The sequence below is a fragment of the Pedobacter sp. genome, from assembly GCF_039594775.1.
GTDB lineage: Bacteria > Bacteroidota > Bacteroidia > Sphingobacteriales > Sphingobacteriaceae > Pedobacter.
The window spans coordinates 994,419-1,007,598 of record NZ_JBCNMT010000001.1; the positions used below are offsets into that span (position 1 = coordinate 994,419).

Genomic DNA, 13,180 nt, shown 5'->3' on the forward strand with positions numbered 1-13,180 from the left:
CGATAGGTAAATGAAAAGTTCGCTCTCCCGTCTCCCTGCTTTTCCGCTTTGGAACTTTTCATTTAAAGGCTAGATGTGTAATGACATAATTTTCCATACCCTTCTCGAAAAATATTTTTATACTTGAAAGAAATTTAGGCATTACTACACGTTTGAGGTTTATTAAGAATACATCTAGGATTGAAGAGCAAGACGATTTGTCGCTGGTTGCCGCTTATCAAAAAAGTGGTGATTTGGAAGTGCTAGGTAAACTTTATAACAAGTACATGCATTTGGTATATGGTGTTTGCTTCAACTATTTTAAGGCTGAGGAGCCAAGTAAAGATGCCGTAATGCAGATTTTTGAAGAACTGGTTTCAAAGCTGCGCATACATCAGGTGCAAAATTTTAAAAGTTGGCTGCATGTACTTACCCGTAACCATTGTTTAATGGCCTTGCGGAAGTCGTCTAGGAACCCGACGGTAACCATGGAAGATAATTTTGTGGAAAACAGTGACTTTGTGCATCTAGATATCGACGACACAAAAGAAACACAGTTAACCATCATGGAAAAGTGTATGGAAACCCTTTCGGAAGAACAACGAAGAAGCGTAGATTTATTCTATCTTCAAGAAAAATGCTATAAAGAAGTTGCCGATATTACGGGATATGATATGCTGAAAGTGAAAAGCTATATCCAAAATGGTAAACGGAATTTGAAAATTTGTATAGAGAAAAACAGTGGGCAATAACGAATGGTTAGATATTGAAATACTGGACGACTACCTTGAGGGGAAGTTGGACGCCGGTATGATGCATAAGGTAGAGCGTATTTCGCTTGAAGACCCTTTTGTTGCCCAAGCTTTAGCTGGTTTAACAGAGGCCAAAAAGCGTACCCAAACTCTTTCTATCTTACAAAAACAATTACAGGAACGTGTAGCCGAAAAACCTGTAGAGCGTAAGATGTGGCGTATAGCCTCGCATCGTTTAAGTATTGCGGCAACTGCGGCGGTATTGTTTTTAACAGTGAGTGTACTGTTTTGGATGCGTGAAAACCAACGCCAGCAACAAGCAGAAATAGCAGCCAACAAAGCAAAAAATATAGAAATTGACCTAAATCCTCAGGTAGCTGCGGCAACACCATCAGCAGATACTGTGGTTGCACCAGCAACTGTAGCGGTTATGGACAAACAGAAAGTAGAGCAAGCATTGGACAAAACCTTAAATAAAGGTGGCCAAGCCATTGCAAGTAACCGTTCAAAGAGCGCCGTAGTGGCTTCTGCACCAGATCCTGTTTTGTTGGATAAGCAACCTGCCGTGGCAAAATTTAAACGTGAACATACAGAAAGCCCAATGTCGGTAGTAGGTCCGGTTCAATCGGCTCCAGTTCCTCCGGTACAAGCTTTGGAAGGCAGGGTGGAAGGTGTTCAGATACAAACTGGTTATGCCACCGTTAGAGGGAAAGTGGTAGATTATATGGGCAGACCTATTCCTGGTGCCAACGTGAAAATGGTAGGCGAGGATGCAAGGGCAATTACCAATGTTAGTGGTGAGTTTGTATTGCCTACAGACAAGAAAGCAGACAAGGTATCTTTAGAAGTAGCATCAATTGGCTACGATAAGAAAAATATTGAAGCAAAAGCTAATCAAAATTTGAATATTAGATTAGATGAAGCCCATAGCTCTTTGAATGAGGTTGTGGTGGCCAGTGGTTACATTGCTAATAAAAAAAATACAGTTAAAGAATCTACAAAAAATGATTCGGTAGTTGTGGTGTCAGCGGTGGAAAAAGAGAACGAAATGCTTTCTCAGCCAAAAGGAGGCTGGGAAATTTTTGAAGATTATCTTAAAAATAACAACAAGCTTTTCAGCAATAGCGGACTGTCCGTTGAACTTGGTTTTAGCGTTGGCAAAGATGGTAGACCTACCAATATCAAAATTCTTAAAGGTCAGGATAGGGCGTTTGAGGACGAGGCTATTCGTTTATTGAAGAATGGCCCTAAATGGAATTACAACTCAAAGTTGAGCAATAAAGGAACTGTTACTATTAAATTTTAAATCGTGTACAGAGTTGGCCATTTTTTGGAGAAAGATAGGGATAAGCTCATTGCTTTCATGCAGGCCCATCCTTTTGCGGTGTTGATTGGTGCAAATAATAACATTCCTGCGGCTACCCAAGTTCCGCTTCAAGTAAAAATTGTAGGAAACGAAATTAAATTGATAGGCCATGTGATGAGGAAAACCAAACATCATTTGGCTTTTTCGGCAAATGAACATGTGCTGGCTTTATTTCATGGAGCGCACGCCTATGTGAGTGCTTCGGTTTATGAAGATCCGGCTTCAGCTTCTACCTGGAACTATAGTAGTGTGCAAGCTAGGGGTACTGTTAAGTTGTTAGATGAAGCAGGAACCAGAAAGGTGGTAGAAGATTTGACCAATCAATACGAGCCACACCATAGCCCTTCGGCATTCCATCAAATGTCTGATGAATATATTTCCCATCATTTAAAGGCAATAGTTGGTTTTGAAATTATGGTAACCGAGCTGGAAGGCGTTTTTAAGCTGAGCCAAAATCATCCACAAGGCAATAGGGAAAATATTATGGAGTACTTGTCGCAGAGTGATGACGTGCAGGCGCATGAGGTGGCAAAGCAGATGAGGAATAGTTCTTCGAGTTAATCCCGCAGATATACGCTGATTGTTCCGCAGGTTTTTGCTTTGAACTTGAACTTTCAACTCTACTAACACTCAGGCAAACTAATAGGAACTTTCGTTGCCAAACCACCATCTGATGTTTCTTTGTATTTGGCATTCATGTCCAAAGCGGTTTCCCACATGGTATTTACCACGGCATCTAAGCTTACCTTGGCTTTATCCGGATTGCTTTGTAGTGCCAATTGGCTTGCGGTGATGGCTTTTATGGCTCCCATGGTGTTACGTTCAATACAGGGAATTTGTACCAAGCCTCCAATAGGATCGCAGGTGAGGCCCAAATGGTGTTCCATAGCAATTTCTGCGGCCATAAGTACCTGTCTTTGCGAACCTCCCAAACATTCTGTTAAAGCTGCTGCAGCCATTGCCGACGATACGCCAATCTCGGCCTGACAGCCACCCATGGCTGCGGAAATGGTTGCCCCTTTTTTAAAGATGCTGCCAATTTCGCTGGCACAGGCAATAAACTGTATAATTTTATCTTCGGTATAACCGTTGCAAAAGGTAATGAAATATTGCAGCACGGCAGGGATAACGCCCGATGCACCATTGGTAGGGGCGGTAACCACTCGGCCAAAAGCGGCGTTTTCTTCATTTACCGCTAGGGCAAAGCAACTTACCCAATCCAATATATAGTTAAAGCCATTGCCTCCGTTACGAATTGCAGTGGTCCAGGTATCATAATCGCTATAAGTTTGTTCCCCAATTAAACGTTGGTTAAGTTTTGCGGCCCTACGGGCAACATCTAAACCGCCAGGTAAAAAGCCCGAAGTATGACAACCTCTATAAATGCATTCCTTAATTACTTTGTAATGTTGTAGAATACCTTTTTTAGTTTCAGCTTCTGGTCGCCAAGCCGCCTCATTTTCCATGACAATTTCACTGACCTTTAAACCAGTAGTTAGGCACCAATGTAAAAGTTCGCTAGCTTTTTCGACCGGAAATGGCAGGTCAACCTGCTCTTTCTCACTACTGTCTTGGCCTTCCTTTACTACAAAACCGCCACCAATGCTATAATAGGTTTCGGAAACGGCTTTGCCGTTGGATAGAAAGGCCTGGAAGGTTACGGCATTAGGGTGAAAAGGTAGACTTTCAGAGAAAAGAAAAATCAAGTCATCCTGATAGGAAAAATCGATGTTGAAGTGCCCTGAAAGCATTAATTTCTGCTCATCTTTAATTTGGGCAACGGTGCTATCAATGGCGTTTACATCAAACGTTACGGGGTCGCCACCAGCTAGACCCAATAAAATGGCAATATCGGTACCATGGCCTTTGCCTGTTTTAGCTAAGGAGCCATAAAGTAAAATTTTTACCTGTTCCACATCAGCCAATACGCCTTGCGCAGCTAAACTATTGGTAAACTGTTGCGCAGCTCTCCAAGGTCCCAAAGTATGGGAGCTTGATGGGCCAATTCCTATCTTAAAGATGTCGAAAACCGAAATTTGTTCATTGGGCATATACAAAGCTATGAACTTTTTAATACAAAACGCTATCAGCGTTATATCATATTACGGGTGATTTTGCCCTTAATGATGTATAGGGAACTAATATCTTTTTTATAGAGTATGGTATCGCCCTTAAAGTTTGGATTTGACGACCTTAGAATAATTTTATTTGGGTCGGGATGTTCGTGTAATAGTTTGATGGATTTTACACTGTTGGTGTTTTCGCCGGTCATTATTACATAAGCCTCTCCCCATTGTATCACATCAAAATTGGTAATTTCCTTTACGGCAACAATTTCTCCAGAGGCGTATTTAGGATACATGCTATCTCCAAAAACAGGTAAATAAGCAGTGCAATCGTTAAAAGGGCGATAGTTGACAAAGTATTCTGGTTTTTCCTCCATCAACGTTAAGTTGGTGATATCAGAATCATTGAGGTCAAAATTGTAATAAGGGACACTAGCCGCTTTACCTTGTGTATTGTTATTTGAGTAATATGGTTCTCCAAGTCCTGTTAACACCCAATTCATGTTTACATTATCAAACTTATCAGCAAAGTCGATTAAAATATCCGCAGAAGGTTTTGCATCCTTATCACGTTCAAGCCTATAAAGTTTCTCAGGACTTTTGTAGCCAAGATGTTTTGACAGTTCATTTGCGTTTTTGCAACCTGCAGAACTCGCCAAAGCCATCATTCTCTCAAAAATATTTGAATTGTTTTTCAAAATAGTTTGCATTTATATAAATATGTTTGTAAATTGGTGTAGATGATCTGTAGTTACTAGCCAATATAATAAAATAACTAAAAACTATAAAATCATCATCTACAATATAGAGAACCTTTGGAAATCATTAAACAAAAATAAACCTATGGAACCTTTAAAACTACCCACTGAATTAACGTTTTTGTATCGTAGCAAATACAAGAAGGCAAAACTAGCAACACTTATTTTTGGCGGCTACTTAGATCCCTACATGGTTTTCAGCGATTTTTTCAGCGCATCAGATATTAAAGGGCATTTAGCGGAGCTTAAAAAGATGTATAGGTGTGCTATTAGTTTAAAACGGATAAAATCTAGCCCTGCTAATGCCATTTACGATAGAGAGCTTTTTAGCAACGTATTAAATGCTGCTTGGGTAATTGATCAAACTGGTATAAGATTTTTTCAAGTTGCCAATAAAGAGCATTACGCTGGGATGAGTGGGGGTAAGCTGAACGACCAAAAAATAACACATTATTTAACGGATGTTGAAATCAAAGACCCTTACTTGGGGATTAAAAATGTGTTCAAAAAAGCCACTTTGAATGAATGTCAGGCGGCATTATATGAATGGCTTAAGCTGGCCTTTTGCAAATGCGAATTTGATGAAGATGTTAAAGGAGGAAAGCGATATAAGTATATAGTGAAGACATTGATTTGCTGCTGGCTGATTTACGAAAAGGAAATTTTAGGATTTGAACGACTACCTGCCACGGATAATGAGGTTAAAAACTGACGATATGGGTGCGCTGAATACGGTGTGCACCGAAGGGGCAGAAAGCCGAGTATTGCCTGTTAACGAATTTACATTGGTAAGTTTTGAAGGGGTAATTACGTTACTTAAGCAAGCCATTCCCGTAGGGAGCATTTATAATTTGAGTAAGGGTAATGATGCGTTGGACTTGATTATTGTACTTGAAAAAGGCTGTGGTAGAAAACTGGAAATTTTTGATGACATTATTGATATCAGCTTACTTGGATATGAAAATAGCTATTGTACGTTGCATACCTTCGGACATTTAAACCAACAGATTTGCGAGGGCAATTTATTTTACGGAACTGCTTGCGCCGAAGAAAATTTGATTTACCGAAAAAGTGTGTCTAATCAACTGCCGGTTGTCAATGCGCAAGTTTATCAAAATAGAAAAGCTTATTTAGATGTACTGTTTAACGCAGAAATGAAGCGGGCCTGCTCTTTTTTTGATGGGGCATCTTACTACGTTGGGAATAGGCAACTGGAGTTGGCTGTATTTATGCTTCAGCAATCGGTTGAACTTACGTATAGATGTTTTCTTAATTTACTTAGGGGGAAAGATATGAAATGCCATTCTTTAAGTACCCTAAGAAAGAACATTAGAAGAGGCGCTTCTAAGCTTATTGGTATTTTTTCTAAGGAGGAAGAGGAAGAACTTTTTTATTTGGATTTCCTAGAGAAGGGTTACTGCGAAGCTAGATATAATAGGGAGTACAGAGTGGATAAGGAAATGGTGCTGTGGCTTCGCCAAAAGGTTTGGGAACTGCATAGTACGGCCTTTGATTTATACGCTAGCATGATGAACACGATGGAAAAAGGAACTTTGGAAGGCTTAGTGTCGCTAGAAATCGAACTCTAGGATACTGCTGTCCTGCAACATGGCTTCCACAAATTCGTGATGGTTTGCTGGGCTTCCTACGGCGTCCCAAGTGCCTGTAATAATGCCGTTGGCTAGTTGGTGCTTGCCACGGCTGGGTTTTAGTTTATGCTGTTTAAAGATCAGTTCATAGTTGTCCAAATCTTTGTTTTGGTACCTTTTGGCTATGCGGTAGGTGCGTTTGGTAAAGCGGCGCTCGGCAATGTTTTCTACATAAGGGAACACCAGTAACGAGATAAGCACTACGCCGGTTACGCCAATGGCCTGTATAAAATAACCCGATCCTACAGCCATGCCAATGGCGGCAACGATCCATATTACGCAGGCGGTGGTTAGGCCTTTTACGCGGTTCTCTTCCTTAAAAATTACCCCAGCTCCCAAAAAGCCAATGCCTGTTACAATGTTAGAGGCAATCCTATCGTGACTAACATCGCCTATTTTAACGGAAAGTACGGTGAATAGGGCAGAGCCTAGGCCGATCATGATCATGGTTTTTAAACCCGCTGATTTGCTGCGGTACTCACGTTCGGCACCAATAATGCCACATAGCAAAATGGTCAATAAAAATTTGTTGACTTCTGCTATCGTTAAAAATTGGTTTCTATCGCCTAGTATTTCCCACATAGGTTAAATGTAGAAAGTAAAAAGTAAAAAGTGAAAAGTTTTTTTTAGTCCGCAAGTCGGAAAAGTGTTTTAATCCGTAAGTTGGGATTATCGAGAAAGGGGGTAGTATGGAGATGAAAACCTTATAATCTCAGTTCTATTATTAAAATTTGTCAAAACAGCTCGTAAAGCTGATGCTGCCCCGAATGTTCGGGACATCATGACGAACCGTCCATCTGACGTCACCCTGAATTTATTTCAGGGTCAGCAAAACAAAATATGGTATCATTTCGCTAGAAAATCAATTAAATAATCATCTAACTCAGTTGTATTGGTTTAATAGGCGTTATTTATATTAAACCTATGAGGTTGTACGTGGAAGAAAGTAAGCAGTTTTAGTAGGAAACCTCGCAGGTTTTTAAAACCTACGAGGTTTAAATAAGTTGCAATGCTTTGGGGTGTTGTGCAATGTTTTGTTTAACTAGCCCTGATTGCAGCGCCTGTCTGGGTGGGCAGGGAAATACTTTTTTGTTTTACTGTTCTTGAACATGCTGCCATGCTGAGGAACGAAGCATCTGTTGGCTATGGAATATCCTTCGACAAGCTCAGGATGACAAGGGATTGAACAAAAAATATTGAAGCAAAAAGCTTCCGAAGAAAGTGGGGACAGGAGGACTTTCTGGAGATAGTAGCATTGGGTTTGCGCTTCTAGTACTGGGAGTTAGATTTAACTTCGTTGATTTTCAATTCTCCACTCGCTACGCTGCGGTCGAAATGACGAAACTCTATTAAAAAAAATCCCTCAAAACTTTCGCTCTGAGGGATTTTTGTATGTTTTGTCATTCCGACGATAGGAGGAATCTTTAAGAGATTCTTCGCTTCGCTCTGAATGACAGCAATGTCGGAATAATCTTACATCATGCCGCCCATGCCACCGCCCATTGGAGGGTGTGCGTGTGCACCAGCACCTGCTTCTTCTGGCTCATCTGCTAATACTACCTCGGTAGTTAACAACATTGCCGCAATTGAAGCTGCATTTTCCAAAGCTACACGAGATACTTTAGTTGGGTCGATAACACCAGCACCAATTAAGTTCTCATAAGCATCGGTACGTGCATTGTAACCAAAATCAGCTTTGCCTTCTTTTACTTTTTGTACCACGATTGAACCTTCAATACCTGCGTTTTCGCAGATTTGACGCAAAGGCTCTTCGATTGCACGTTTAACGATGGCAATACCAGTAGTTTCATCGTCGTTGTCGCCTTTTAGGTTAGCTAAAGCTTCTACCGCACGGATGAAAGCAACACCACCACCAGCAACAATACCTTCTTCTACCGCTGCACGAGTGGCATGTAAAGCATCGTCAACACGGTCTTTTTTCTCTTTCATTTCAACTTCTGAAGCAGCACCTACGTAAAGTACAGCAACACCACCAGAAAGTTTAGCTAAACGCTCTTGTAATTTTTCTTTATCGTAGTCTGAAGTAGTCGTCTCGATTTGCGCTTTAATTTGGCCCACACGAGCTTTAATATCTTCAGTTTTACCAGAACCATTGATTACAGTAGTATTGTCTTTGTCAATCACTACTTTTTCTGCAGTACCTAGGTAAGTTAAATCGGCATTTTCTAATTTGTAACCTCTTTCTTCAGAAATTACGGTACCGCCAGTTAAGATAGCGATGTCTTCTAACATTGCTTTTCTTCTGTCGCCAAAGCCAGGAGCTTTAACAGCAGCAACTTTCAGTGAGCCACGGATTTTGTTAACTACCAAGGTAGCTAAAGCTTCGCCATCTAGATCTTCAGCAATAATTAAAAGCGGCTTACCAGTTTGAACAGTTTTTTCCAATACTGGCAACAATTCTTTCATGTTGCTGATTTTTTTGTCGTAGATCAAAATAAAAGGAGCATCTAACTCAGCTTCCATTTTATCTGCATTGGTTACAAAGTATGGAGAAAGGTAACCTCTGTCGAATTGCATACCTTCAACCGTTTTAACTTCGGTTTCAGTACCTTTTGCTTCTTCAACAGTAATTACACCGTCTTTACCTACTTTTTGCATCGCTTCTGCAATTAACGAACCAATTACCTCGTCGTTGTTCGCAGAAATTGAAGCCACTTGTTTGATTTTGTTGTTGTCTTCGCCAACTGCTTGTGATTGCTCTTTCAAGTTAGCTACTACAGTAGTCACCGCTTTGTCGATACCACGTTTCAAATCCATTGGATTTGCACCAGCAGCAACGTTTTTAATACCAGCAGCTACGATTGCTTGCGCTAAAACAGTGGCAGTAGTAGTTCCGTCACCTGCAATGTCAGCAGTTTTAGAAGCTACTTCTTTTACCATTTGAGCACCCATGTTCTCAATTGGATCTTTCAAATCGATTTCTTTAGCTACCGAAACACCATCTTTAGTGATGGCTGGTGAGCCGAATTTTTTATCGATAATTACGTTACGTCCTTTTGGACCTAAAGTTACTTTTACTGCATTTGCTAAAGTGTCAACACCTTTTTTCAGTGCGTCACGAGCTTCAACGTTATATTTTACTTGTTTTGCCATTTCTTTAATGAAATTTTGAATGATTGTATGAGTGAATGATTAAATATTCCCTCGATTTCTTTAATAATTACTTCTGATTTATGCTGAATTTACTCATTCGAAATTCAGTCATTTAATCATTAAATGTTATCCAATTACAGCGTAAATGTCGCTTTCACGCATAATTAAATACTCTTTTCCTTCGTGAGATACTTCAGTACCAGCAAATTTGCCATAAAGCACTACGTCGCCAACTTTTACAGTCATTGGTTCATCTTTTTTACCAGCGCCAACAGCAACTACTGTTCCTTGTTGAGGTTTTTCTTTTGCAGTATCAGGGATATAGATACCAGAAGCTGTTTTTTCTTCAGCAGGTGCAGCTTCTACCACAATCCTGTCTCCAATTGGTTTTAAATTTAAAGCCATAACTCTAATAATATTATTTTGATTTTAAAATGTTTAAATTAACAGTATACCTGTCATCAGTTTTTGTGCCAAGTGGTTTTGGGTTGACAAAATTTCACCGCTTTGACAGTTGGGGTAAATATAGCTTATTTTTTGGGTGTCAGAGTGACAGCTTTGCGTTCTTAGCGTCCATCTTCTTTTTCTTTGCGGTTATAAATAAGTATTATTGGGATTTACTACATAGTTGCTTCCCAGTCTCCTATCTACAATGAGATTCTTCGCTGCGCTCAGAATGACAAAAAGGACATAGGTAGTATCAACGTATTCGTAATTCTATTTTGTCATTCCGACTAGGAGGAATCTCTAGAGATTTTTAATAAAACGAGCGAAATAATTACAAAAATACTTTAGCTAAAAACGGAAGCCCATTCCCACATAGGTCATGGTGCTTTCTTTCGAGGTACCCACCACCGCCTGTAATAAAAGAAGATCGGCAGGGGAGAAGAATATACCGCCACCGTATCCATTGTGCCAAGTGTTGGACTGGATGCCTTTTGACCACACCCGTCCAATATCGTGAAACCCAATTAAACCAACTTTGCCAGGGAAAAGATAGGAATTAAAATCAAGAATCTTTAACCTTAGCTCAAGGTTGTTAAATGCCAATGATGTGCCCGTAAATCTACTTCTATAAAAGCCCCTTAAGTTAACGGAACCTCCCAGTTTAACCATCTGAAAAAATGCGGGATCGCCAGCGTTGGCCGCTACACCACTACGATTGGCAATTACAAAACTTCCGTGCCCGTCGGGATTAAGGTAGGCCGTAAAATCGGTATGGAAAGACCCGGAGCGCAAGTGGTTTTCGTTTAATTGCTGAAGTGCCCTGAGCGTAGTTTGCCAATAAACACCCTTGGTAGGTGTCAGGAGATTGTTCCTCGTATCATAAATGGCCATAAGCTTTATGCCAGTGTACCATTTGGTATTAAAAACATTTTCGTTAGGAAATGAGTTTTGATAAAGACCCAAAAACTTGTTGCTGTTATTGGAGTAGGCGCTGTTATAAAACTGGTTGCTGATTCCAGCGCTCAGCTCAAAATTACCAAAGCGACGTTTTAAGCTAATATCGGCATCTACCAAATCATATCGGTTACGGAAAAATGGGATTTTGTCATCCTGATCGTTATCAAACTCGCCATCGTCATCAGGCAGGTAAGCCTTAAATTGGGAGTTGTTGCCTACGCCAAAAAAGTTGCCCACGTTGTTGGGACCTTGCGATGATGCTCTGATGTTGAGGTCGTAATTGCCGATAAGCTTTTTCCAGTCGGCTTCGTAAGCTATAGAGAACGATTTTCGGGGAATGGAGTAATTGGCAATCAATTCATGTTTAAAGGCATAAGGTTCTTTTCTAAAACCGTGCTTGGTATCCCTAAAACCAAAATTTAATGACACTCCGTTATCGTTATTGTATTCGGGCAGTACTACTATTTCAAACCTGTCGTAAGCAAAGCTTTTACGGCTATAACTGTGAACTGCGGTGTCGTTTGATAACTTAAGTGTTGCCAGTTTTTTGTTAGGCAAGTTGTTTTTACTTCCTTTATCATCATATATCAACAGTTTGTTGGCATTTGCAAAATCGTTGTCAATTTGGTAGGAATCTGAATCTTGTCCACCTATTAAGCGTACCTTAATGCTCGATTTGTGCTGGCCTTTTATTTCAAAGGCGTTGTTGCCCCCGAAACCATATAACCTGATTTCTTTAGTGATTTGAGGATTAAATGTGCGCTGGTAAATAATCCCTTCTACATTGCCCTCTTTTTTGGTTTTATAGATGGCCACCGCTATTTCACCATTTTCGCGATAATCCAATGTCAGCTTTTCATGCTTATCGGTGGCCGGAATGTCAACGTAAATTGAAATAAACTGATAGTATTCCATAGCCTGTTTGGCTAAGTGGTTTCGCCTTTGGATAAAGGTTTCGGCCAGTTGCTTTCCCGAAATTTCATACGCTGCAGGAGGCATCCGTTTCATGGCACGATAAACGAGCGAATCGGGGAGGTGTTGTTGCACATAGGCAATTTGCTCTTCCCAATCTTGTTGGCTAAGGGCATTTAAAAACGAACGGTCAAAATACCTTGCATTAAAATTCCATCCGTTAATATCCCTAATTTCATTTTCGTACGGCTGGAATTTAGATTTTAGCCATTGATGTGACACAATCCAAGGAAAAACACCCGACGTTTGATAATACACCTGGTCGCGATCTCGGGGAATGGGGGTGTATATAGTTTGTTTGCCCGCTTTGCTCTTGTCCCATCTCCACTGGTCTTCATGTCGGTCCCAATCGCCCAGTAGCATGTCCAATAAACGTGCCCTTAACACTGTTTTTTGGTCTATCAGTTCATCATTGTCCTTTTGCAGGTTTTTGATCAGCTTATCGGTATTGACGCTTTTTTCACTATCGTCTGGAATTCGTTCCTCGAAAAGAAAAACCTGGTTGGCAAAATCTTTTTGGTATTCGCCCAAGCCCGGGTCGTCGGCCACATAAACCACTTCGGGGTTCATGTGCGGGATGTTAAGGGCATTGGCCAATGGGGGAACGGTAAGTGCGGCAAAGGGATTGGCCGTAGTTACCTGGTCTTGCAAAATATCTTTGGCAATGGTTTCCTTAAGATTTGGGGGCAATGCCCTCTCTGGATATTTTTGCAAGGTGCGCAGCACATATTGACGCCCGGCATTATCTTCTAGCCGTAAGGAACGGGTTTGCATACCACCGCCCAGTTTCACGATTTTTAGTCCCCCTTTTTCCTGCTGTATCTTAAATATCCTGATTTTAACTGGAGCTGCCCATGTTTTGCGATAATTTTCGCCAAAGAAAAAACGATGAAGCTTGCTAGCATCATTGTAGGCAGGAGCAACGGTAATTTGTATACTATCGGCCCTGTTTTGTGCGCTCGCCAAGCTGTAAAAAAGCAGGTTGCTGAAAACAATTAGGAGTAGTTTTTTCAAGAATACACAATGACTTTCCCAAATATAGAAAATAAATGCTGGCTGGCAATCTAACATTGGTGATAGGGTAGGGGCTTGCCAAAAGTCTTCAACAAAAAAACTCCTT

The 13,180-nt window shown here is 40.6% G+C and carries 11 protein-coding genes; 5 read left to right on the plus strand and 6 right to left on the minus strand.

Annotation, left to right across the window (positions count from 1 at the left end; translation table 11 throughout):
- Positions 1-152: 152 nt before the first annotated feature.
- From ABDV71_RS04300 to ABDV71_RS04310, 3 genes are read left to right on the plus strand one after another with little or no spacing between them, the layout of a single operon-like run.
- On the plus strand, positions 153-731 hold the full coding sequence (locus ABDV71_RS04300; protein WP_343531189.1) for a sigma-70 family RNA polymerase sigma factor: 579 nt from the start codon (positions 153-155) through the stop codon (positions 729-731).
- The gene (locus tag ABDV71_RS04305; RefSeq protein ID WP_343531190.1) at positions 721-2,037 is read left to right on the plus strand and encodes a carboxypeptidase-like regulatory domain-containing protein; all 1,317 of its coding nucleotides are present in this window, start codon (positions 721-723) and stop codon (positions 2,035-2,037) included. The genes ABDV71_RS04300 and ABDV71_RS04305 overlap by 11 nt, the downstream gene beginning before the upstream one ends.
- 3 nt (positions 2,038-2,040) lie before the next feature.
- Positions 2,041-2,658, plus strand: coding sequence for an FMN-binding negative transcriptional regulator (locus ABDV71_RS04310; RefSeq protein WP_343531191.1), 618 nt, complete (start codon positions 2,041-2,043; stop codon positions 2,656-2,658).
- 62 nt (positions 2,659-2,720) lie between these two features.
- Here ABDV71_RS04310 and ABDV71_RS04315 read toward each other — a convergent pair whose 3' ends face one another.
- The gene (locus ABDV71_RS04315; RefSeq protein WP_343531192.1) at positions 2,721-4,148 is read right to left on the minus strand and encodes an L-serine ammonia-lyase; all 1,428 of its coding nucleotides are present in this window, start codon (positions 4,146-4,148) and stop codon (positions 2,721-2,723) included.
- Between the two features lie 41 nt (positions 4,149-4,189).
- Entirely contained in the window at positions 4,190-4,873 is a 684-nt protein-coding gene (locus tag ABDV71_RS04320) for a S24 family peptidase (protein WP_343531193.1), read from the minus strand.
- 133 nt (positions 4,874-5,006) lie between these two features.
- On the opposite strand from ABDV71_RS04320, the gene ABDV71_RS04325 reads away from it, so the two are divergent.
- Positions 5,007-5,633, plus strand: coding sequence for a hypothetical protein (locus ABDV71_RS04325; protein ID WP_343531194.1), 627 nt, complete (start codon positions 5,007-5,009; stop codon positions 5,631-5,633).
- Positions 5,617-6,510 carry a HEPN domain-containing protein gene (locus ABDV71_RS04330; RefSeq protein WP_343531195.1) on the plus strand — a complete coding sequence of 298 codons (894 nt, stop codon included), beginning with the start codon at positions 5,617-5,619 and terminating at the stop codon, positions 6,508-6,510. The genes ABDV71_RS04325 and ABDV71_RS04330 overlap by 17 nt, the downstream gene beginning before the upstream one ends.
- Here the strand turns inward: ABDV71_RS04330 and ABDV71_RS04335 are convergent.
- The 4 genes from ABDV71_RS04335 to ABDV71_RS04350 form a co-directional block, all read right to left on the minus strand.
- Complete coding sequence (locus ABDV71_RS04335) at positions 6,493-7,152, minus strand: MgtC/SapB family protein (RefSeq protein WP_343531196.1); 660 nt, start codon at positions 7,150-7,152, stop codon at positions 6,493-6,495. The genes ABDV71_RS04330 and ABDV71_RS04335 overlap by 18 nt on opposite strands.
- 891 nt (positions 7,153-8,043) lie before the next feature.
- Positions 8,044-9,684: a chaperonin GroEL gene (gene groL / locus ABDV71_RS04340; protein WP_343531197.1), complete on the minus strand. Its 1,641-nt coding sequence runs from the start codon at positions 9,682-9,684 to the stop codon at positions 8,044-8,046.
- A gap of 126 nt (positions 9,685-9,810) precedes the next feature.
- Positions 9,811-10,089: a co-chaperone GroES gene (locus tag ABDV71_RS04345; RefSeq protein ID WP_113647972.1), complete on the minus strand. Its 279-nt coding sequence runs from the start codon at positions 10,087-10,089 to the stop codon at positions 9,811-9,813.
- A 390-nt stretch (positions 10,090-10,479) separates the two neighbouring features.
- On the minus strand, positions 10,480-13,131 hold the full coding sequence (locus ABDV71_RS04350) for a BamA/TamA family outer membrane protein (RefSeq protein WP_343531198.1): 2,652 nt from the start codon (positions 13,129-13,131) through the stop codon (positions 10,480-10,482).
- Between the last annotated feature and the right edge of the window lie 49 nt (positions 13,132-13,180).